General features: G+C 65.3%; 21 protein-coding genes and 1 tRNA gene. 12 read left to right on the top strand and 10 right to left on the bottom strand.

Annotated elements, in window-relative coordinates:
• Nucleotides 1-187 precede the first annotated feature (187 nt).
• Together FIU66_RS04265 and FIU66_RS04260 are read left to right on the top strand one after the other, a co-directional pair.
• Nucleotides 188-934, top strand: coding sequence for a hypothetical protein (locus tag FIU66_RS04265; RefSeq protein ID WP_167621548.1), 747 nt, complete (start codon nucleotides 188-190; stop codon nucleotides 932-934).
• A complete protein-coding gene (locus FIU66_RS04260) occupies nucleotides 928-1,173 on the top strand; it encodes a pyocin activator PrtN family protein (RefSeq protein ID WP_240544734.1) in 246 nt (81 codons plus the stop codon). The genes FIU66_RS04265 and FIU66_RS04260 overlap by 7 nt, the downstream gene beginning before the upstream one ends.
• A gap of 194 nt (nucleotides 1,174-1,367) precedes the next feature.
• On the opposite strand, the gene FIU66_RS04255 is transcribed toward FIU66_RS04260, so the two are convergent.
• The 4 genes from FIU66_RS04255 to FIU66_RS04240 form a co-directional block, all read right to left on the bottom strand.
• A tRNA-Val gene (locus tag FIU66_RS04255) sits at nucleotides 1,368-1,442 on the bottom strand.
• 56 nt (nucleotides 1,443-1,498) lie between these two features.
• Nucleotides 1,499-1,813 carry an HU family DNA-binding protein gene (locus FIU66_RS04250; RefSeq protein WP_167621546.1) on the bottom strand — a complete coding sequence of 105 codons (315 nt, stop codon included), beginning with the start codon at nucleotides 1,811-1,813 and terminating at the stop codon, nucleotides 1,499-1,501.
• Nucleotides 1,814-1,938: 125 nt separating this feature from the next.
• Complete coding sequence (locus FIU66_RS04245; RefSeq protein ID WP_167621545.1) at nucleotides 1,939-3,810, bottom strand: DEAD/DEAH box helicase; 1,872 nt, start codon at nucleotides 3,808-3,810, stop codon at nucleotides 1,939-1,941.
• Nucleotides 3,811-3,957: 147 nt separating this feature from the next.
• On the bottom strand, nucleotides 3,958-4,209 hold the full coding sequence (locus tag FIU66_RS04240; protein ID WP_130990321.1) for a DUF2312 domain-containing protein: 252 nt from the start codon (nucleotides 4,207-4,209) through the stop codon (nucleotides 3,958-3,960).
• A gap of 115 nt (nucleotides 4,210-4,324) precedes the next feature.
• On the opposite strand from FIU66_RS04240, the gene FIU66_RS04235 reads away from it, so the two are divergent.
• Both FIU66_RS04235 and dtd read left to right on the top strand, forming a co-directional pair.
• On the top strand, nucleotides 4,325-4,549 hold the full coding sequence (locus FIU66_RS04235) for a hypothetical protein (protein ID WP_167621544.1): 225 nt from the start codon (nucleotides 4,325-4,327) through the stop codon (nucleotides 4,547-4,549).
• Nucleotides 4,549-4,998, top strand: a complete 450-nt coding sequence (gene dtd, locus FIU66_RS04230) for a D-aminoacyl-tRNA deacylase (RefSeq protein WP_167621543.1) — start codon at nucleotides 4,549-4,551, stop codon at nucleotides 4,996-4,998. Before FIU66_RS04235 ends, dtd begins: the two co-directional genes overlap by 1 nt.
• On the opposite strand, the gene FIU66_RS04225 is transcribed toward dtd, so the two are convergent.
• Nucleotides 4,995-5,954, bottom strand: coding sequence for a calcium-binding protein (locus FIU66_RS04225; protein ID WP_167621542.1), 960 nt, complete (start codon nucleotides 5,952-5,954; stop codon nucleotides 4,995-4,997). The two genes, dtd and FIU66_RS04225, sit on opposite strands and share 4 nt — an antisense overlap.
• 488 nt (nucleotides 5,955-6,442) lie before the next feature.
• On the opposite strand from FIU66_RS04225, the gene FIU66_RS04220 reads away from it, so the two are divergent.
• The 8 genes from FIU66_RS04220 to FIU66_RS04185 all read left to right on the top strand — a co-directional run bounded on the left by FIU66_RS04220 (nucleotide 6,443) and on the right by FIU66_RS04185 (nucleotide 13,863).
• Nucleotides 6,443-7,681 carry a DEAD/DEAH box helicase gene (locus tag FIU66_RS04220; RefSeq protein WP_240544770.1) on the top strand — a complete coding sequence of 413 codons (1,239 nt, stop codon included), beginning with the start codon at nucleotides 6,443-6,445 and terminating at the stop codon, nucleotides 7,679-7,681.
• Between the two features lie 114 nt (nucleotides 7,682-7,795).
• Nucleotides 7,796-8,368, top strand: coding sequence for a thymidine kinase (locus tag FIU66_RS04215; RefSeq protein WP_167621540.1), 573 nt, complete (start codon nucleotides 7,796-7,798; stop codon nucleotides 8,366-8,368).
• A gap of 90 nt (nucleotides 8,369-8,458) precedes the next feature.
• Nucleotides 8,459-9,604, top strand: a complete 1,146-nt coding sequence (locus tag FIU66_RS04210) for a D-alanyl-D-alanine carboxypeptidase family protein (protein WP_167621539.1) — start codon at nucleotides 8,459-8,461, stop codon at nucleotides 9,602-9,604.
• Nucleotides 9,604-10,200: a dTMP kinase gene (gene tmk / locus FIU66_RS04205; RefSeq protein ID WP_167621538.1), complete on the top strand. Its 597-nt coding sequence runs from the start codon at nucleotides 9,604-9,606 to the stop codon at nucleotides 10,198-10,200. Before FIU66_RS04210 ends, tmk begins: the two co-directional genes overlap by 1 nt.
• A complete protein-coding gene (locus FIU66_RS04200; protein ID WP_167621537.1) occupies nucleotides 10,197-11,303 on the top strand; it encodes a DNA polymerase III subunit delta' in 1,107 nt (368 codons plus the stop codon). The genes tmk and FIU66_RS04200 overlap by 4 nt, the downstream gene beginning before the upstream one ends.
• A 3-nt stretch (nucleotides 11,304-11,306) precedes the next feature.
• Nucleotides 11,307-12,107, top strand: coding sequence for a TatD family hydrolase (locus FIU66_RS04195; RefSeq protein WP_167621536.1), 801 nt, complete (start codon nucleotides 11,307-11,309; stop codon nucleotides 12,105-12,107).
• Nucleotides 12,104-12,922 carry an MBL fold metallo-hydrolase gene (locus tag FIU66_RS04190; RefSeq protein ID WP_167621535.1) on the top strand — a complete coding sequence of 273 codons (819 nt, stop codon included), beginning with the start codon at nucleotides 12,104-12,106 and terminating at the stop codon, nucleotides 12,920-12,922. The genes FIU66_RS04195 and FIU66_RS04190 overlap by 4 nt, the downstream gene beginning before the upstream one ends.
• The gene (locus FIU66_RS04185; RefSeq protein ID WP_167621534.1) at nucleotides 12,919-13,863 is read left to right on the top strand and encodes an AEC family transporter; all 945 of its coding nucleotides are present in this window, start codon (nucleotides 12,919-12,921) and stop codon (nucleotides 13,861-13,863) included. Before FIU66_RS04190 ends, FIU66_RS04185 begins: the two co-directional genes overlap by 4 nt.
• A 57-nt stretch (nucleotides 13,864-13,920) precedes the next feature.
• Here FIU66_RS04185 and FIU66_RS04180 read toward each other — a convergent pair whose 3' ends face one another.
• The 5 genes from FIU66_RS04180 to FIU66_RS04160 all read right to left on the bottom strand — a co-directional run bounded on the left by FIU66_RS04180 (nucleotide 13,921) and on the right by FIU66_RS04160 (nucleotide 19,612).
• A complete protein-coding gene (locus FIU66_RS04180) occupies nucleotides 13,921-14,871 on the bottom strand; it encodes an ABC transporter permease (RefSeq protein WP_167621533.1) in 951 nt (316 codons plus the stop codon).
• A gap of 3 nt (nucleotides 14,872-14,874) precedes the next feature.
• Nucleotides 14,875-16,173, bottom strand: coding sequence for an ABC transporter permease (locus FIU66_RS04175; protein WP_167621532.1), 1,299 nt, complete (start codon nucleotides 16,171-16,173; stop codon nucleotides 14,875-14,877).
• A gap of 59 nt (nucleotides 16,174-16,232) precedes the next feature.
• Nucleotides 16,233-17,318, bottom strand: coding sequence for an ABC transporter substrate-binding protein (locus tag FIU66_RS04170; RefSeq protein ID WP_167621531.1), 1,086 nt, complete (start codon nucleotides 17,316-17,318; stop codon nucleotides 16,233-16,235).
• A 53-nt stretch (nucleotides 17,319-17,371) separates the two neighbouring features.
• Entirely contained in the window at nucleotides 17,372-18,448 is a 1,077-nt protein-coding gene (locus FIU66_RS04165; protein WP_240544733.1) for an ABC transporter substrate-binding protein, read from the bottom strand.
• A gap of 93 nt (nucleotides 18,449-18,541) precedes the next feature.
• Complete coding sequence (locus FIU66_RS04160; RefSeq protein ID WP_167621529.1) at nucleotides 18,542-19,612, bottom strand: ABC transporter substrate-binding protein; 1,071 nt, start codon at nucleotides 19,610-19,612, stop codon at nucleotides 18,542-18,544.
• Nucleotides 19,613-19,669 lie beyond the last annotated feature (57 nt).

Raw genomic sequence — 19,669 nt, 5'->3', positions numbered from 1 at the left:
ATTTTTGGCGTTTGGTAAATCCGGTATAAACTAACTACATTATTCAATCCTTTCGGATGATGAATATTTGGGACCGCCGTAGGGACAGGAAGTCATGAGCCTGCCCCGAAAGCACTACTGGCCCAACCTTTCAGCGCCGCAGGGAGACGACCCCAAAATTTAAATCGTCACATTGGAAGGAAACCAGATGACACAAGGATTCCGTTTTTGCTCATGCGGCACAAGGCTAGACTATCACCCAAAAAAGGGTGGAGGAAGACCGCCAAAATACTGTCCGCCATGCAAAATCGCACATGACAAGCAAACCGATGCTGAAAACGTTCGCATCGCAGCCGAAATCCTGGAACACATAACAAAGCGGTTTAAGGAAAAGTTTTCAGTCGTTGGCACTCCCCATGCACAGATGTTTCTTGCCACCCTGTTTGAAGAAATTCGCCATGACCCGGAAGCGGTTAGTGTTCATTTTCGCCGCGCCCTTACCAACCCCTCCAAAAAGGAAAAGAAAACTAGTCATACGCTGGCTTCCTATCTTGGAGCGTTCTCAAGGGTTCATCGTGGCATGTGGTTGAGCCAAATCTTCATAAAGAAAGAGAAGACGAGGATTAAGCACAAGACGATGAACGAAGCCGAACGCATTGCCCGTGCTAAAAGCGATGTTGGTGATGATTTCCTTCACTATAGTCCAATGGCCTATCTTCTGGAAGGTTACGAACTACCCAGGATGAAATCGAAGAAAACTGCCAAAGCAGATGGCAAGCCGCAAGTCCAAGAGACTGTCGCCACTGCCGAAGTCATCCCCTTCCCCGAGCCGTCCAAGCCCCTTTCGCTGACAGAAGCAATTCTTGACCATGTTCGGAATGGATACAGCAAAGCCCTTTCTTCCCTTTCTGGCATTTCAAGAAAGGACATTGAATGGATACACTTTGGATGCTGACCGGGCGCTATCAGGGTCTTCCCCTGATCCCGGTGGAACGTGTGGTGGAAGACTTCTTCCCCCATCTGAACCGAACGAACTTCTTGCGGAAGGTTGCTGACGGTCACATCGCCCTGCCCTTGGTGAACGTGGAAGCTTCGCAGAAGTCAGCCAAGGCGATTCACCTGACCGACTTGGCTTCCTATCTGGACGCCAGACATGCCGCAGCACTGCGCGAGCGCGAACATTTCCACAGCTGATTCGCGCAATCTAGCGACTGACAAAAGGAACGTATGACTAAAGTGTATGATTCGAGACCTGCGGAATAGTCTAGAAAATTGTATTATCTAGACTATTCTATTTGTCGGTCCAGTCCATCATCGGGGCGACGGACAAGGTGGCGGCGTCTGTGACAGGAGTGTTCAACATCTGGCCGACGCAACGGAAGGGGAAATGGTGGGTGATAACGGATTTGAACCGCTGACATCTTCGATGTGAACGAAGCGCTCTACCGCTGAGCTAATCACCCGTGGGCGCAGCATCTAGCAGGGGGAAAAACGGATCGCAAGGGCGAATCGACGGGATTCAGTCGGCGGATTGCTGGATACTGGAAGGGCGGCGGCGCAGGCGCAGGGTGATGATCTCTCCGCCCCGCTGGTCGCGTTCAAGGTTGACCCGCGCGCGGCCCAAGGGCGGCACGGCCAGGGTTTCGCCTGCGGACAAGGCCTTTCCCAGTTGCGCCAGCGTCGCCTCGATGATGGGGCGGGCGTCGGCCTTCTTGGCGCCGCTTGCCGCGACGACCCTGTCCACGAAATCCTTCTTCTGCAGGACATGCGCAGCCTGGGGATTGCGAGGAACCGCGTCAGGATCCTTGCCGGGGGGGGAAACACGTTTAATCATCACATACTCCACCACAACGGGAAACACGGGTTCAGCGTGGAACTAGTTTGACCCAAGGTCAACATTAATCGTGAATACGACGGCCGCTTGCGAAAAAGGCGCCCAGTCAGGGCGCCTTCAAAGCTTCAGTAATCGCCCTTGCGCGGCTTTCCGCCTTTTCGGGGCGCGGCGAACTTGGCGCCGCGGTCGCGGGCGCCCGCAGGCTTGGGCGCACCGGAACGCGACCCGCCGGGCTTGTCGAAGGCCGGACGGCTGGGCTTGGCGCCCTTGGCCGCGCGATCCTCGGGGGTCCAGCGGGCCTTGCGGGGCTTGGCGGCGGCCGTTTCCGCATCGTCCGTGCGGGCGGGCTTTTGCCAATCCCCCTCGGGCTTGCGACGGGCGGGACGAGTGTCGGTTGCGCGCGGTGCGGGCCGGTCCAGGTTCGGCTCGCCTTCAAGCCGGCGCATCATCAGGTCAGGCTCAAGCTCCATCGCCTTGCCGAAATTGCCGGCCTGGGCCACGGCGATCTGGACGAAGGTCTCGTGCTCGCGGACGCGGATCGCGCCGATCGCGTCGCGGTTGATGCCGCCGCCGTCGCAGATCTTGGGCAGCAGCCAGCGGGCCTCGGCCCGGCCGCTATGGCCCACCGAAAGCGAGAACCACACCGCCTCGCCAAAAGGCGGGCGTTCACGGGCGGCAGCAGGGGCGCGATCGGTCAGGACCGTCAGCTCCTCGGGCGCGGGGCGGCCTTCGCGCCACATGCGGATGAAGGCCTGGGCCAGCCGGTCCGGGCCGAACCGGTCCAACAGGGTGCGGGCCATGTCCGCGTCGTCCTCGGACCCGTCGCGCAGGGCCGGGTGGTCCAGCATCCGGGTGTCGTCCTGGGCGCGAACCTCGTCGGCCGAAGGCGCGGGACCCCATTCGGCCTCGACCCGGGCGCGCTTCAGAAGCATCTGCGCCTTGCGGATCTCGGAGGGCATCACGATCAGGGCCGAGACGCCCTTGGCCCCTGCCCGTCCCGTCCGGCCCGAGCGGTGCAGCAGCGTTTCCGAATTGGTGGGCAGGTCGGCATGGATCACCAGTTCCAGCCCCGGCAGGTCGATGCCGCGCGCCGCCACGTCGGTTGCCACGCAAACCTGTGCCCGGCCGTCGCGCAGCGCCTGCAGCGCATGGGTGCGCTCCTGCTGGCTCAACTCGCCCGACAGCGCCACAGCCTTGAAGCCCCGGTTGCCCATGCGGGCCAGAAGGTGGTTCACGTTGGCGCGGGTCTTGCAGAAGATGATCGCGGTGCGCGCCTCGTGCAGGCGCAGGATGTTGAAGATCGCGGGTTCGCGGTCGCGGGCGGCGACGTTGAAGGCGCGGTATTCGATGTCGCCGTGCTGGCGCGATTCGCCCTGCGCCATGATGCGCTTGGCGTCACGCTGGAAGGTGCCGGCAAGCTGTTCGATCGCGGGGGGCACGGTGGCCGAGAACATCAGCGTCCGGCGGTCTTCGGGCGCGGATTGCAGGATGAATTCCAGATCCTCGCGGAAGCCGAGGTCCAGCATCTCGTCCGCCTCGTCCAGGACGGCCACGCGCAGGCCGGACAGGTCCAGCGACCCGCGTTCGATATGATCACGAAGGCGGCCGGGGGTGCCCACGACGATATGGGCGCCGCGTTCCAGGGCACGGCGTTCGCTGCGGTAATCCATGCCGCCCACGCAGGTGGCGATGCGGGCGCCGGCCTGGGCATAGAGCCAGGTCAGTTCGGCCGCGACCTGCAGCGCCAGTTCGCGCGTCGGCGCGATGGCCAGGCCCAGCGGCACATCCGTGTCGGGCAGGATGTCGCCGTCCAGAAGCTGCGGCGCGATGGCCAGGCCGAAGGCCACGGTCTTGCCGGACCCGGTCTGGGCCGAGACCAGCATGTCGCGGCCTTCCGCGTCGCTTTCCAGGACCGCCTGCTGAACCGAGGTAAGGCTGGCATAGCCCTTGGCCGCCAGAGCCGCGGCCAGGGGCGCGGCTATCGTCTTGTCTGTCATGTCATCGCCAGAATGGGGGGTGCGGACACCCGTGAAGGCACCGCGATCCTTGCGACAGACATCTCCCTTGGTCCGCCGCCCCGGAAATGCGAAGCCGAAGGGGCGTCCATAAGGGATCAGACACGGGAAGTCAAAGGAATAAGGGCCTCAGCCCATGCCGAGCGCCTGCTTGTACATTTCCAGGATCGCCTCCTCCTCGGCGATGTCGTCGCGGTCGCGCTTGCGCAGGGCGACGATCTTCTTCATCACCTTGGTGTCATAGCCCCGCGCCTTGGCTTCGGCCATGACTTCCTTCTGACGCTCGGCGATGTCCTTCTTCTCGGCCTCGAGCTGTTCGAACTGCTCGATGAACTGGCGCAACTCGTCTGCGGCGACGCTGTAGGCCTGGTCGTCCTTCATCGGGGTCTTCCTTCCGTTTGATCCTGCCCGTCCTTTGCGGCATCTGTTAGGCGGTCTTGCCGCAACGCGCAATCGCCGCTAGGCCACGGGCCGAAACATTGGCAAGGATGGTCCGATGACGGTTTTCGACTGGCTGATCTGGGGGGGCGCCGCGCTGACCCTGGCGGGGGTCGCGGCGCTGATCTGGTGCATCGCGACGGTGGCCCGCGCCCGCAGCGCCGGGCTGGACGACGCGGCGCTGCGCGAACGGATGCGCAGGGTCGTGGCGGTGAACATGGCCGCCCTTGGCGCATCGATGATCGGGCTGATGGCGGTGATTGCCGGGATCATGCTGGCCTGATGCGCGCGCTTGTCCAACGGGTCACCGAAGCCTCGGTCGAGGTCGAGGGCGCAGTGATCGGCCGCACCGGGCCGGGGCTTCTGGTGCTGGTCTGCGCGATGGCGGGCGACGACGAGGCCGCGGCCGACAAGCTGGCCGCGCGGGTGGCCAAGCTGCGCATCTTCCGCGACGACCAGGACCGGATGAACCGGTCGCTGCTGGACATGGGCGGCGGCGCCCTGGTTGTCAGCCAGTTCACCCTGGCGGCCGACACCCGCACCGGCAACCGCCCCGGCTTTTCGTCAGCCGCAGCGCCCGAGGATGGGCGGCGGCTTTACGAACATTTCGCAGACAGCCTTGCCGCGCAGGGGATCCCGGTCCAGACCGGCAGCTTCGGCGCGGACATGAAGGTAAGGCTGACGAATGACGGGCCGGTGACGATCTGGCTGGACACGGCCGACCGTGCCTAGAGGATGAAGTCGCTCGCGCCAAGGCGCGTCGCGTCATCCACCCAGATTTCGAAATCGGCGGTCTTGTTGCCGTTCACGTCGCCTTGGACCAGAACGCCGTCGGCCTGCTTGACATACCAGACCGAATGCGCGGCGGCCTTGGTGCCGGCAAAGGCAAAGGCCTGGTTTCCGCCCCGCCCAGAATGAGCGTCGATGCCCGACAGGTCGATGTCGTCCTGACCCGCCCGGAACTGCAGGATCGTGTCGCGCTGCGACCCGCGAACGCTGTCGCCCGTGCCGCGGAAGACGAAGACATCCCGCGCGGTGTCCAGACCGGCCAGCATCCGGTCCTGGCCCGCGCCGCCTTCCAGCGTGTCTGCCCCGCCGCCGCCTTCCAGCCGGTCCTTGCCGGTGCCGCCCCGCAACCAGTCCTGCCCGTCGCCAGCCACAAGCCTGTCGATGCCGGACGCTCCGTCCAGCACGTCATTGCCCGTCCCGCCGATCAGCGTGTCATTGCCGCCATGCCCGAACATCCGGTCATGGCCCGCCCATCCCTCGAACCGGTCGTCAAAGGCGCTGAGGTTGACGGTATCGTTCCCGGCCATCATCGAGGCGAGCACAGCGCGGTCGTCGGCAGCTCCGGGTGTCAGCCCGGCACCATAGAGCCTTGCCGCAGAGACGGACACATCCTGGGCAATCCAGATCATGTCACCGTCATAGATTTCTTCCGTTATCGCGGTCACGGTTCCGCGAACCACCGCGCCCCAAGGGTTGAAGCCAAAGCCGCTTCCCATGACCGAAAGAAGCAGGTCGGTTGGCCAGTCCCAGCCGTTGATCGAATAGACGTCTTGATACGTCCGGCCTTCATACCAAATGTCGATGTCTTCATAGAAGAAATCTTCAAAAAAATGGCGCGAATAGAAGTTGAGATCGAGCATCTGGCTGTCGATCCCGTAATACGCCTTGACGGTAGCCATGGCCCGCACTCCTGAAAAACGTAAACTGGAACAAAATCAAAGCCGCTTTGTCTGCACATCTTGCCATTGGCGGGAAAGCCTTGCCACAGCCATTGTTAAACATCGTTAACAAGATGCAGGCCTGCCGGTGCGACTTGACTTTCACGTCAAACCGCCCCATGTGGGTCCAGCCGATGCCTGCTGCCGCGTGAGCAGCCGCGTTTTTCGCCCAGGGTCCGGCAATCATTCCAGTTTCCCATTCACGCGGGGAGGCTTGCGGGCATCCTCGTATCGCGCCTGCATCCCTGCTGAACGCCGCGTATCGTCGCGGCCATTGCCTTGCGTCCGATACGGGGGACGGGGCACGAGAGTTTTTTATGGAACCGACCAATAGCCGCCGCCCGTCCCGCGGCCAGAAACCCCGGCCGCGCAACCTGCCCAATTTCGACGCGAACGAAGGCCGCAGGGCGCCTGCCCGTGATCCGCTGCCCACAGGTCCCTTTGCCGACATGGGCATCGACCACCGCATCAACGCCAACGTGGCCGCGATGGGGCTGACGAAGCCCACGCCGATCCAGGACGAGGCCATTCCGGCGGTCGTCAAGGGCCGCGACGTGCTGGGTCTGGCCCAGACCGGCACCGGCAAGACGGCGGCCTTCGGCCTGCCGATGCTGACCCGGCTGATCAACTTCGGCAAGAAGCCCGATCCCAAGACCTGCCGCGCCCTGATCCTGGCGCCGACCCGAGAACTGGCGACGCAGATCGCCACCAATATCGACGCCTATGCCGAGGGGACGCCGATCCGCAGCTTCCGCGTCGTGGGCGGCGCGTCCATCAACGTGCAGACGGAACGGCTGTCGCGCGGCGTCGATGTGCTGATCGCCACGCCGGGGCGCCTGATGGACCTGATCGAGCGGCGCGCGATCAGCCTTGAGGCCACCACCTATCTGGTGCTGGACGAGGCCGACCAGATGCTGGACATCGGCTTCATCCATGCGCTGCGCAAGATCGCGCGGATGCTTCCCAAGGAACGCCAGACGCTGCTGTTTTCCGCCACCATGCCCAAGCTGATGGAGGAACTGGCCGACACCTATCTGACCGATCCGGTCCGCGTCGCGGTGAACCCTCCGGGCCAGGCGGCCAAGAAGATCGAGCAGGGCGTGCATTTCGTGACGCAGGGCGACAAGGCGACGCTGCTGGCGGAATACCTGTCCAAGCATCCGGGCGAGCTGGCGATGGTCTTTGGCCGCACCAAGCATGGATCGGAAAAGCTGGCCAAGCTGCTGGAGAAGTGGGGCTTCGCGGTCGCCGCGATCCACGGCAACAAGTCGCAGGGCCAGCGGGAACGGGCGCTCGACGCCTTCCGCAAGGGGCAGACGCAGGTGCTGGTGGCGACCGACGTCGCCGCCCGTGGCCTGGATATCCCCGAGGTCGCGCATGTCTATAACTATGACCTGCCGAACGTGCCGGAAAACTATGTCCACCGGATCGGCCGCACCGCGCGCGCAGGCCGCGACGGCCGCGCCGTGGCCTTCTGCGCCCCGGCCGAGGTCGGCGAGTTGCGCGCCATAGAAAAGGCCATGAAGGCCGCGATCCCGGTCATCGGGGGCGAACCCCCGGTTGGTCCGGTTCCTTCGGCCCGTCCGCAGGGCGGTCGTGGCCCGGGCATGGGCAAGCCGATGGGCGCGGGCGGGAACAAGCGGCCGGCGCGCCGTCCCTCTCGTGCGCCGAAAAGCCGGCAGGCGTAACGCCGGGGGCGATGTCGCCCTTTGGGTATTTTGACAACGAAGAAGCCGCAGGGTTCGCGCCCTGCGGCTTTTTTGCAACCTTGATGCGCCTTGGGCGCGGGGCTATCTGGCGGCATGGCCAAGCTCTATTTCCATTACTCGACCATGAATGCGGGCAAGAGCACGCTGCTTCTGCAGGCGTCTTATAACTATCGCGAACGGGGGATGGGGACGCTGCTGCTGACGGCGGCGCTTGACCGGCGGGCGGGACAGGGCCGCATCGCCAGCCGCATCGGCATCGGCGAGGACGCGCTGACCTTCGACGACGCCACCGACATGTTCGCGCTGATCAAGGATCGCGGGGCGGATTGCGCCTGCGTCTTCGTGGACGAGGCGCAGTTCCTGTCATCTGCCCAGGTGTGGCAACTGGCCCGCGTGGCGGACGACCTGCGCATCCCGGTGATGTGCTATGGCCTGCGCGTCGACTTCCGGGGCGAACTGTTTCCCGGGTCGGCCGCACTGCTGGCCTTGGCCGACGACCTGCGCGAGGTTCGCACGATCTGCCATTGCGGCAAGAAGGCCACGATGGTGATCCGCCGCGACGAGCAGGGCCGCACCATCACCCAAGGTGCCCAGGTCCAGGTCGGGGGAAACGAGACCTATGTCTCGCTGTGCCGGCGCCATTGGCGCGAGGCCACGGGAAACTGAGCATCAATTCTATCTCAGGATGTGCCGCCCGCGTTGCGGGACGCATGGCCTTGTTGTAACCATCGACACCAAACAGGCAAAGGATCTTCCATGCGCGCGTTCCTGCTGCGGCTTCTCGCCATTTTCTGTCTGGCTGCCCCGGCGCAGGCCTTCGAGACGACGGCAACCTCGGCCTGGGTTTATGACGTCAACACAAGCACGGTGCTGATGTCGAAGAACGCCGATGTGCCGATCCCGCCTGCTTCCATGTCCAAGCTGATGACGCTGTACATGGTGTTCGAGGCGCTGCAGAACGGCCGCCTGAAGCTGGACGACACGCTGCCGGTATCGACCAAGGCATGGCAGATGGGCGGGTCAAAGATGTTCGTGGAACCCCGCGACACGCCGACCGTGGAGCAGTTGATCAAGGGCGTCATCGTCCTGTCCGGAAACGACGCCTGCGTTGTGCTGGCCGAAGGACTGGCCGGGACCGAGGAAGCCTTTGCCCGACAGATGACCGAACGGGGAAAGACGCTGGGCCTGAAGCATTCGGTCTTCAAGAACTCGACCGGCTGGCCTGCGGAAGGCCATGTGATGTCGGCCGAGGATTTGGGGATGCTGGCCATGCACATCATCAACGACTTTCCCCAGTATTACGATGACTTTGCCCTGACCGAGTTCCGCTACATGGACCGGGTGCCGTCGAACCGCTTCAACCGCAACCCGATCCTGAAGCTGGACATCGGGGCGGACGGGCTGAAGACCGGGCACACGCAGGAAGCGGGCTATGGCCTGGTCGGATCGGCCGTGCAGGACGGGCGCCGGGTGATCTTTGTCATCAGCGGCTTGCAATCCGAAACCGCGCGGGCCGAGGAATCCGAGCGGATCGTCAACTGGGCATTCCGCCAGTTCAGCATGGAAACGCTGGTGCCCGCGGGCGACACCGTGCTGGAAGCACCGGTCTGGCTGGGCACGAAGGCGCGCGTCGGCTTGACGACGAAGGACGGCGTGAACGTGCTGGTCCCCGCCGGTTCCCAGGACCAGGTCAAGGTCGAGGCGGTTTATGAATCCCCCATTCCCGCGCCCATCTCCAAGGGCGATCAGATCGGCCGGCTGGTCGTCTCGGTCCCCGGCACACAGGATGCGGTGACGCCCCTGCTGGCGGCCGAGGACGTGCCCGAGGCCGGCTTCACGGGCCGCATGAAGGGCGCCGTCATGCGTCTGGGCCACAAGGCCGTCGAGGCCGCCGGCCTTTGATGTTCATCAGCTTCGAGGGGGTCGACGGCTGCGGCAAGTCCACGCAGGCCCGCCTGCTGGCCGAAGCCCTGCGTGCCGAAGGCCGCGACGTCGTGCTGACCCGCGAACCGGGCGGCAGCCCCGGCGCCGAGGAGATCCGCCGCCTGCTGGTGGAAGGCGCGGGCGAACGCTGGTCGGCGGAAACCGAATGCCTGCTGTTCACCGCCGCCCGGCGTGATCACCTGGAGCGCACCATCCGCCCGGCCCTGGACGCCGGAAAAACCGTCATCACCGACCGCTTCGCCGACAGCACCCGCGTTTACCAGGGCGCGACGCGGGGCGAGTTGCGCGGCTTCGTGGACCGGATGCATGACCTGGCGATCGGGGTCGAACCCGACCTGACCTTTGTCATCGACCTCGACCCCGAAACCGCGCTTGGCCGCGGCAATGCGCGGGGCGGGGCCGAGGATCGCTTCGAAAGCCTCGGCCTGGATTTCCAGCAGCGGCTGGCCCAAGGCTTCCGCGCCTTGGCCAGGGAGTTTCCGAACCGCGTCCGCCTGATCGATGGCAGCGGCAGCGAAAGCAGTGTCGCCGCCCGCATCCGGGCCGCCCTGTGAAGACTGAGCCAGAGGACATTCCCGAACCCGACCGGGTTCCCGGCGCCCCCCATCCGCGCCACACCGACCGCGTGATCGGCCAGGACAATGCCATCGCCGAGTTCATGGAGGCCGCCCAGGGCGGCCGCCTGCACCATGCATGGCTGCTGACTGGCCCGCGCGGCGTGGGCAAGGCGACGCTGGCCTGGGCCATCGCCCGCTGGATGCTGTCGGGCGCCTCTGGCCCCTTCGGCGCCACCGACACGCCCGAGGCGCGGCGCATCGCAGCCCTGTCCGAACCGCGCCTGCATCTGGTCCGCAGGCCGTGGGACGACAAGGCGGGACGGCTGTCCGCGCAGATCACCGTGGACGAAATCCGCAGGCTTCTGTCCTTCTTCCACCTGTCGGCGGCCGAGGGAGGCCGGCGCGTTGCCATCATCGACGCCGCCGACGACATGAATCTCGCGGCTGCGAATGCCCTGCTGAAGGTGCTGGAGGAACCCCCCGCCGATGCGCTGATCTTGATGATCGCCCACCAGCCCGCGGGCCTTCTGCCGACGATCCGGTCGCGCTGCCGCACGCTGCGCCTGTCGCCGCTGACGCCTGCGCAGATGGGCAATGTCCTGGCGCATCTGGGCATCGACGAGGATGCCGAGGCCCTGGCCGCCCTGTCCGACGGATCGGTGGGCGAGGCCCTGCGGCTGGCAGGCCAGGGCGGGCTTGACCGCTACCAGCAGCTGGTGGACCTCATGACCACCCTGCCCCGGCTGGACCGGCCGCGCGCGGCGGTTTTCGCCGACGGGGCGGCCGGGCGCGCGGGGGCGGATGGCGACCCCTTCGACCTGACCATGACCGTGCTCGACCGCTTCCTGACAAGAACCGCCCGGGCCGGGCTGATGGGGCCGCCCCTGCCGCAGGCCGCCCGGGGCGAGGGCGCTTTGCTGGCCCGCCTGTCGCCCGATGACCAGGCCGCGCGGGCCTGGGCCGATGCGCAGGCGCGCCTGTCTGCCCGCGCCCGGACCGGGCGGGCGGTCAACCTTGACCCTGCCGCCCTGGTGATGGATATGCTGATCGAACTGGCGCATCTGCCGCCCGCGCGATCCGCCCTGCCATCCAAAGGTTGATCCATGTCCCAAGCGGCATCCCCCACGCCGATCGTCGATAGCCATTGCCATCTGGATTTCCCCGATTTCGAGGGTGAGCATGACGCGCTGATCGACCGCGCCCGCGCGGCCGGCGTCACGCGGATGGTCACGATCTGCACCCGCCTGCGCCAAGAACCGCAGGTTCGCGCCCTGGCTGAACGCTATGACGGGGTCTTCTACGCCGCCGGCACCCATCCGATGAGCGTGGCGGACGAACCGATGGCGACGGTTGACCAGCTTGTCGCCCTGTCCGCGCATCCGAAGTTCGTGGGCATCGGCGAAACGGGCCTCGACTATCACTACACCGCCGACAGTGCCGCCCTGCAGGCCGAAAGCCTTCGCATTCACATCGAGGCCGCGCGACGCACCGGCCTGCCGCTGATCATCCATTCCCGCGATGCCGACGACGACATGGTACGCATCTTGGCCGAGGAACACCGGGCGGGCCCGTTTTCCTGCGTGATGCATTGCTTCACATCCGGCGCGGCCCTGGCGCAGACGGCGCTGGATCTGGGCTTCTACCTGTCGATGTCGGGGATCGCCGCCTTTCCGCGTTCCGACGACCTGCGCGCGATCTTCGCCGCAGCGCCCGTGGACCGCATCCTGGTCGAGACCGACAGCCCCTACCTCGCCCCGCCCCCGCATCGCGGCAAGCGCAACGAACCGGCTTATGTCGCCAAGACCGCCGCCCTGGTGGCCGAGATCTTCGGCATGGATTACGCGCAATTCGCCGCCCAGACCTCGGCCAATTTCGACCGGCTGTTTTCGAAGGCCGCAAGATGATCCGGGCAACGATCCTGGGCTGCGGATCCTCGGGCGGGGTGCCCCGGCTGGGGAACCGCTGGGGCGCCTGCGATCCCGCCAATCCGAAAAACCGCCGCCGCCGCTGTTCGCTGTTGGTGGAACGCCCCGGCCCCGGCGGGGTGACGCAGGTGCTGATCGACACTGGACCCGACCTGGTGCCGCAACTGCTTGACGCGAACGTGGCGACGCTGGACGCAGTGGTCTATACGCACCCCCATGCCGATCATATCCACGGCATCGATGACCTGCGGCAGGTGGCCTACAACGCGGGTCGCCTGATCCCGGCCTGGGCCGACATGCCCACGTCCGAACAGTTGCTGGATCGCTTCGACTATATCTTCAAGACCCCGCCCGGCAGCTATTACACGCCCATCTGCGACCATCACCTGATCGACGGACCCATCCGCGTCGACGGCCCGGGCGGCCCCGTTACGTTGGTCCCCTTCCGCGTCCAGCACGGGGAAATCACCGCCCTGGGCCTGCGCATCGGCGGGATCGTCTACCTGCCCGACGTGTCCGACATCCCCCACGCCGCCTGGCCGCTGATCCACGGGGCCGAGGTCTTTGTCTGCGACGCCCTGCGGCCGCAGCCCCATCCCAGCCATGCGCATCTGGCGCAGGCGCTTGACTGGATCGCCCGATCCGGCTGCCCGCGCGGGGTGCTGACGAACATGCATATCGACATGGATTACGCGACCGTTGCAGCGACAACGCCGGATCATATCCAGCCCGCCTTCGATGGCATGGTGATCGAGGCCGCGGCGGACACGCCCGACCACCCCGCCGCGCTATGAGCGCGCTGTTCAACATCATCGTCCCGGTCTTCCTGATCGTAGGCTTCGGCTATGTGGCAGCCTGGCGCGGCATCTTCCGAGAAAGCGCGGTCGACGGGCTGATGGTCTTTGCCCAGAACTTCGCCGCGCCCACGCTTCTGTTCGCCTCGATGTCGCGGCTTGACCTGGGGACCGAGTTCCGGCCCGGGCTGCTGCTGCCTTTCTATGTCGGTGCCTTTTCCAGCTATTTCATCGGCTGGGCCGGGGCGCGGTTCCTGTTCAACCGCCCACCGATGGATTGCGTGGCGATCGGCTTTGTCTGCCTGTTCTCGAACAGCCTGCTGCTGGGCATCCCGATCATGGAACGCGCCTATGGCCCCGACTCGCTGTCGGGGAACTGGGCGATCATCGCGATCCATTCGCCGCTGCTTTATACCTTCGGCATCACCTTCATGGAATTCACCCGCGCCCATGGCAGCGGCCTGTCGGTCGGCCGCGTCGCGCTGCGCGCCATGACGGGGGTGCTGCGGACGCCGCTGGTGATCGGCATCCTGGCCGGCATGACCATGAACGTGCTGCAGCAGGCCGGCCTTGTCATGCCCGAGGGCTTCTGGGCCGCCGTGGATATGATCGCCGGTGCCGCCCTTCCTGCCGCCCTGTTCGGCCTGGGCGGCGTCCTTTATCGCTATCGCCCTGAAGGCGACATGGGCGCCATCGCCATGTGCTGCGCCTGCTCGCTGCTGGTCCATCCCGGCATCGCCTATGCCTTGGCCCGCATCACCGGCCTGGACGATGCAGGGCTGCGGTCGGCGGTGATGACCGCCGCCATGGCGCCGGGGGTGAACGCCTATCTCTTCGCCAACCTCTACGGCTCGGCCAAGCGGGTCGCCGCCACGACCGTCCTTGTGGGCACGGCCGTCTCGGTCCTGTCGATCTGGATGTGGCTGGCGATCCTGCCCTAGGACTTCTTCCTTGCCCAAATACCCCGCGGGGGTCTGGGGGCGCGAAGCCCCCAGGCTTCACCGTGGCGTTACGCCCCGGATCCGTTCCGACCGCCGGCGCAGCAGTTCCACCGTGGTCAGCAGCGCGATGGAAAAGATCACCAGCAGCGTCGCCACGGCCAGGATGGCGGGGCTGATCTGCTCGCGGATACCGTTCCACATCTGGCGCGGGATGGTCTGCTGTTCCGGGCCGGCGATGAACAGCACGGCCACCACCTCGTCGAAGCTGGTCACAAAGGCAAACAGCGCGCCCGAGATCACGCCCGGCAGGATCAGCGGCATGGTCACCCGGAAAAAGGTGGTGCGGGGATTGGCCCCCAGCGACGCCGCCGCCCGGTTCAGCGACTGGTCGAAGCCTACAAGGGTCGCGGTCACGGTGATGATGACAAAGGGTATCCCCAGCGTCGCATGGGCCAGGATCACGCCCAGATAGGTGCCCGCAAGCCGCCCGCAGTTTGTGGGCAGGCCCACCAGGCCCAGAAGCTCGCACGGGTTCGAATAGAAGAAGAACATCCCCGTCGCCGTGATGATCAGCGGCACGATCATGGGCGAGATCAGGATCGCCATGATCGCCCGGCGGAACGGCATCTCGGGGCGCGACAGGCCCAAGGCGGCCAGCGTCCCCAGCACCGTCGCCAGCAGGGTCGAGAAGACCCCGATGATGATCGAGTTCTTGGCGGCCTTCACCCAGTTCGCGTTCTGCCAGGCATCCGACCAGAAGGCCCAGCCGGTGGCGTCGGGGTTCTGCATCCCGAAGGTCAGCAGGCTGCGATACCACCTCATGCTGTAACCCTCGGGGTCGAAGGACAGCATCCGGTCGGTAAAGGTGAAATACGGCTCGGCGTTGAACGACAGCGGGATGATGACAATGATCGGCGCGATCAGGAAGAAGAAGATCAGCCCGCAGATCACCAGATAGGCGTAATGCCAGATGCGCTCCAGCGGGGTTGCATAGGTCGGAACAGCCATGGATCACCCCAGCTTCAGGTTGTCGATGCCGACCATGCGGTCATACACCCAGTACAGCAGCAGGACCGCGCCCAGCAGCAGCGCGGCAAGGGCCGCCGCCATCGACCAGTTCAGCGTGTCGGTCATGTGCATCGCGATCATGTTGGAAATCAGCTGGCCCGAGGATCCGCCCACAAGCGCCGGCGTGATGTAGTATCCCACGGCCAGGATGAACACCAGAAGCGCCCCCGCCCCCAGGCCGGGCAGCGTCTGCGGGAAATAGACGCGGCGGAAAGCGGTCCAGCTTGTCGCGCCAAGCGAACGCGCGGCGCGCACATAGGACGGGTTGATCGTCCGCATCACCGAATAAAGCGGCAGGATCATGAAGGGCAGCAAGATATGCGTCATCGCGATGATCGTGCCGGTCTGGTTATAGATCATCTGCAACCGTTGGCTGCCCCCGATCACGCCCAGCCAGACCAGGACATCGTTGATGACCCCCTGCTGTTGCAGCAACACCATCCAGCTTGTGGTCCTGACCAGAAGCGAAGTCCAGAAGGGCAGCAGCACCAGGATCATCAGCAGGTTCGATTTCCGCATCGGCAGGGTCGCCAGCAGATGCGCGATGGGAAAGCCCAGAACGAAGGTGATCGCGGTGATGACCAGCGACAGCCAGAAGGTGCGCATGAACAGCATCACGTAGACCTGCTGGCGCTCCTCGACCTGGACGATGCTGCCGTCATCGGCCCGGCTGCGGTCCACCGCCGCCAGGTAAAAGTTGCCGGTCAGCGGGGTCGCGGCATTGCGCATTGCGGACCACAGTTGCGGGCTGCCCCAGTCCTCATTGATGTCCAGCAGCGCGGCTTGATAGGGCGGCTCCAACCCCCGCCGGACCTGACGGCCGGTCGAGGTGAACAGCGACCGCGTCCCCGGCACGTCATAGTTGATGCGGGTGCCGACGATGCCGATGGTGCGCCCCTCGGCGGCGGCTTGCAGGTCGGTGGCCAGGGCTGTCCAGGCCGCGTCGTCCGGCTCGACCCCGCGCGGATTTTCGGCGAACCATTGCGACAGTTGCGGCATATGGGCCGAAAAGCCGTCGTTGTAAAAGGACCGCTGCAGCATCTGCCCGATCGGCACGACGAAGGTGATCAGGACAAAGGCCAGCAGCGGCAGCACCAGCAGAAAGGCCCGGCGGCGGGCCAGCGACTGCGACCGCGCAAGCGCGCGGACCAGCGGCCTGCCATCGGCGGTCCGCAGCGCGCCATCGGTAAGGCCGGTGGCCGTCGTCGCAATGGCCGCGTGCGGATCAAGAGCGTTCGCCATGTATTCCCCAAGGTATCTGGGCCGCCGCCCCTGCGAAGGGCGGCGGCGATCGTCGGCTGTCAGGCGCCGGCCAGCCAGCTGTTGAAGCGTTCGGTCAGCTCGGTGTCATGGTCGGCCCAGAACCCGGCATCGTTGACCACGGCACGCTCGGCGTTTTCGGGCGTCGTCGGCAGATAGGGCGCCATTTCCGTGGTGCCGTCCTTGTAGGTGCCGACGCTGGCCGAGGCCGATTCGCGTGGCGGGCCATAGGCGATGTATTTCGACAGATCCGCCTGCCGCGCCGGGTCCGAGGCAAAGGCGATGAACTGCATCGCCACGTCCCTGTTCGGCGCTCCCATCGGCACCACCCAATAATCCATGTCAAGGTTCGCGCCGTCCCAGACAAAGGCGAAGGGCTTTCCCTCGTCGACGATGGCGTCGAAGATCCGGCCGTTATAGGCCAGCGTCATCGACACTTCCTTGTCGGCCAGAAGCTGCGGGGCCTGGGCGCCCGCTTCCCACCAGACGACCTGGTCCTTGATGCTGTCCAGCTTGGCGAATGCACGGTCGACGCCTTCGGGCGTGGACAGGACGTCGTAGACCTCGTCGGCGGGCACGCCGTCGCCCAGCAGGGCGAACTCAAGCGCGTATTTCGGCCGCTTGATGATGCCGCGCTTGCCGGGGAATGTCTTGGTGTCGAAGAAATCCGCGACGGTGGTCGGCGCGGCGTCCGGGAAGGCTTCGGTATTGTAGGCGATGACCGTGGACCAGACCATGATCGCGGTCGCGCATTCATGCAGCGCCTGGGGCAGGTAATCGTCCGCCGCGGGGGTGCCGTCGGCGGCGGCGGGCAGGATCGAGGGGTCGATCGGCTCGATCAGGCCTTCGTCGCACAGCCGCAGCACGTCCGACTGCTCGACGTCGAAGACATCGCTGGTGATGTTGCCGGCCTCGACCTGGGCCTTCAGCGTCGCGGGCGGGTTGTCGTTGTCCACCATCGTGGCCTGAACGCCCGTCTCGGCGGTGAAAGGCTTGACGAAGGCCTCGTTCACGGCGGCCCCGAAAGCACCGCCATAGGTGGTGATGTTGATCGGGCCGTCCTGGGCCTGCGCGGCGACCCCAAAGATCAGCGCAAGCGCCGTTCCTGCAATCAGTCGTCTTGTCATGCTTTGCTCTCTCGAAACCTTGGGTGAAGGCGGCGCCGCAGGGCGCCGTCCGGTCAGGAACCAGCCAGCCAGCTGTTGAAACGCTCGGACAGTTCGGCATCGTGGTCGGCCCAGAACTCCGGGTCGTCCACGACGGCGGTCGTCAGGTGTTCGGGTTCGGTCGGCATATGCGGCGCCATTTCGGTCGTGCCGTCCTGATACATCCCCACCAGCGGGGCAGAGGATTGGCGCGCCGGGCCATAGGCGATGTATTTCGCCTGATCCGCAAGCGGTTGGGTGCCGGTCGCGAACTTCACGTATTCCACGGCCGCTTCGGGATTGGGGGCGTCCTTGGGAACGACAAAGGCGTTGATCTCAAGGTACTGTCCGTCCCAGATCACGTCGAAGGGCTTGCCCTCGCCCACCATCGCGTCGAAGATCCGGCCATTGTAGACGGTGGTCATCACGACCTCTCCGTCGGCCAGCAACTGCATCGGCTGGGCGCCGGCTTCCCACCAGATCACGTCGTTCTTGATCGTGTCCAGCTTGGCGAATGCACGGTCAACGCCTTCGGGCGTGGCCAGCGTGTCGTAGATGTCGTCGGCGGCAACGCCATCGGCGATCAGGGCCAGATACAGCGTCCGCTTGGGCGACTTGGGCAGGCCGCGCTTGCCGGGAAACTTCTCGGTGTCGAAGAAGTCGGCGACGGTGGTGGGCGCCTCGGCTTCGAACTTGGTCTTGTCGTAACCGATCACCGTGCCCCAGACGATGTTGCCCACGGCGCAGTCACCCAGCGAGCCGTCGACGAAATCCTCGGCGGCGGGGGTGCCATCGGCGCCGGCGGGCAGATCGGCCGGATCGAACTCCATCAGCGCGCCTTCGTCGCACAGCCGGATCGCATCGGCCATCGCCAGGTCGAAGACATCGCCGGTGATGTTGTTCGCCTCGACCTGCGCCTTCAGCGGCGTGGCCGGGTCGTCGGCAGCGATCATGTTGGCCTTGATGCCGGTCGCCGCGGTGAAGGGCTTGTTATATGCCTCGACCTGGCTGACCTCGTAGGCGCCGCCCCAGGACACGACATTGACCTCTTGCGCAGTCGCCGCGAAGGCCATGCCCGCCAAGGCCGTGGATAGGACCAGAGTGATTTTCACGTTCCTGAACTCCCGTTGGTGAAGGGTCTTTGCCCCATGTTCTTGGCCCCCCAAGGGGCAAGGGACGGGCATCGCCTGCCCGTCCCGTCCGGTTCAGCTTGCCAGCCAGCTGTTGAAACGCTCGTTCAGTTCGGCGTCACGATCGACCCAGAACTCCAGGTCCGACCCAAGCGCGTTGGTCATGTTCGCCTCGGTCGTGGGCAGGTTCGGGCCCATCGGCTGGTCCGTGCCCTCGATGTTGCCGACCATGGCCGCCGCCGAACGGCGCGGGGGACCATAGCTGATGAACTCGGCCGCGCGGGCCTGCGGCGCGGGCGAGGTCGTCCAGGCCACGAACTGCTTGGCTTCCTCCAGGTTCTCGGCCCCTTTCGGGATCACCCAGCCCTCCATCTCATAGATCTGGCCGTCCCAGATGATCTCGAAGGGCTTGCCCTCGGCCTGCGCGGCATTGAAGATCCGGCCGTTGAACGCATAGGCCATCGTGACCTCGCCATCGGCCAGCAGTTGCGGCGGCTGCGCGCCCGCTTCCCACCAGATCACGTCGTTCTTGATCGTTTCCAGCTTGGCGAATGCGCGGTCGACGCCTTCGGGCGTGCCCAGGACCTCGTAGACCTCGGCCGCCGGGACGCCATCGGCCATCAGAGCCAGTTCCAGGTTGAACTTGGCGCCCTTGCGCATGGTGCGCTTGCCGGGGAACCGTTCCAGGTCGAAGAAATCCGCGGGGGTCGAGGGCTTGGCCTCCGGGAACTTGCTGTCGTCGAAAGCCAGGACCATCGAATAGACATCGGTCGCGACGAAGCATTCGGTGATTGCGCCTTCGATGAAATCCTCGGTCGCGGCGGTGCCATCCTCGGCGGCGACCAGGATCGCCGGGTCGATTTCCTCGAGCAGGCCTTCATCGCACAGCCGCACCGCATCGGCATATTCGACCGATGCCACGTCGGTGGTGACGTTGCCGGCCTCGACCATGGCCTTGATGGGGGTGGCGGGGTTGTCGGCGTCGGCCATGTTCACCTTGATGCCCGTCTCGGCCTCGAAGGGCTTGGCATAGGCTTCCAGATGGCTGTTGCCATAGGCACCGCCCCAGGACAGCAGGTTCACATCGGCCAGCACGGGCGAGGCGATCAGGCCAAGCGCGGTGGTCAGGGCAAGCGTCTTCTTCATTGATCACTCCAACTGCAGGGACATGCGGCATTCGCCGTCATTCGTGGGCCGGGACGG

Source organism: Paracoccus sp. AK26 (genome assembly GCF_011801365.1).
Taxonomy (GTDB): Bacteria; Pseudomonadota; Alphaproteobacteria; order Rhodobacterales; family Rhodobacteraceae; genus Paracoccus; species Paracoccus aerius.
Note: the sequence above shows the minus strand (reverse complement) of the source record. Positions and strands in the feature narration are given on the sequence as shown.

Coding starts and splice junctions, on each gene's coding strand:
- FIU66_RS04265 (WP_167621548.1), top strand. CDS start 188: ATGACACAAGGATTCCGTTTTTGCTCATGCGGCACAAGGCTAGACTAT.
- FIU66_RS04260 (WP_240544734.1), top strand. CDS start 928: ATGCTGACCGGGCGCTATCAGGGTCTTCCCCTGATCCCGGTGGAACGT.
- FIU66_RS04250 (WP_167621546.1), bottom strand. CDS start 1,813: ATGATTAAACGTGTTTCCCCCCCCGGCAAGGATCCTGACGCGGTTCCT.
- FIU66_RS04245 (WP_167621545.1), bottom strand. CDS start 3,810: ATGACAGACAAGACGATAGCCGCGCCCCTGGCCGCGGCTCTGGCGGCC.
- FIU66_RS04240 (WP_130990321.1), bottom strand. CDS start 4,209: ATGAAGGACGACCAGGCCTACAGCGTCGCCGCAGACGAGTTGCGCCAG.
- FIU66_RS04235 (WP_167621544.1), top strand. CDS start 4,325: ATGACGGTTTTCGACTGGCTGATCTGGGGGGGCGCCGCGCTGACCCTG.
- dtd (WP_167621543.1), top strand. CDS start 4,549: ATGCGCGCGCTTGTCCAACGGGTCACCGAAGCCTCGGTCGAGGTCGAG.
- FIU66_RS04225 (WP_167621542.1), bottom strand. CDS start 5,954: ATGGCTACCGTCAAGGCGTATTACGGGATCGACAGCCAGATGCTCGAT.
- FIU66_RS04220 (WP_240544770.1), top strand. CDS start 6,443: ATGGGCATCGACCACCGCATCAACGCCAACGTGGCCGCGATGGGGCTG.
- FIU66_RS04215 (WP_167621540.1), top strand. CDS start 7,796: ATGGCCAAGCTCTATTTCCATTACTCGACCATGAATGCGGGCAAGAGC.
- FIU66_RS04210 (WP_167621539.1), top strand. CDS start 8,459: ATGCGCGCGTTCCTGCTGCGGCTTCTCGCCATTTTCTGTCTGGCTGCC.
- tmk (WP_167621538.1), top strand. CDS start 9,604: ATGTTCATCAGCTTCGAGGGGGTCGACGGCTGCGGCAAGTCCACGCAG.
- FIU66_RS04195 (WP_167621536.1), top strand. CDS start 11,307: ATGTCCCAAGCGGCATCCCCCACGCCGATCGTCGATAGCCATTGCCAT.
- FIU66_RS04190 (WP_167621535.1), top strand. CDS start 12,104: ATGATCCGGGCAACGATCCTGGGCTGCGGATCCTCGGGCGGGGTGCCC.
- FIU66_RS04185 (WP_167621534.1), top strand. CDS start 12,919: ATGAGCGCGCTGTTCAACATCATCGTCCCGGTCTTCCTGATCGTAGGC.
- FIU66_RS04180 (WP_167621533.1), bottom strand. CDS start 14,871: ATGGCTGTTCCGACCTATGCAACCCCGCTGGAGCGCATCTGGCATTAC.
- FIU66_RS04175 (WP_167621532.1), bottom strand. CDS start 16,173: ATGGCGAACGCTCTTGATCCGCACGCGGCCATTGCGACGACGGCCACC.
- FIU66_RS04170 (WP_167621531.1), bottom strand. CDS start 17,318: ATGACAAGACGACTGATTGCAGGAACGGCGCTTGCGCTGATCTTTGGG.
- FIU66_RS04160 (WP_167621529.1), bottom strand. CDS start 19,612: ATGAAGAAGACGCTTGCCCTGACCACCGCGCTTGGCCTGATCGCCTCG.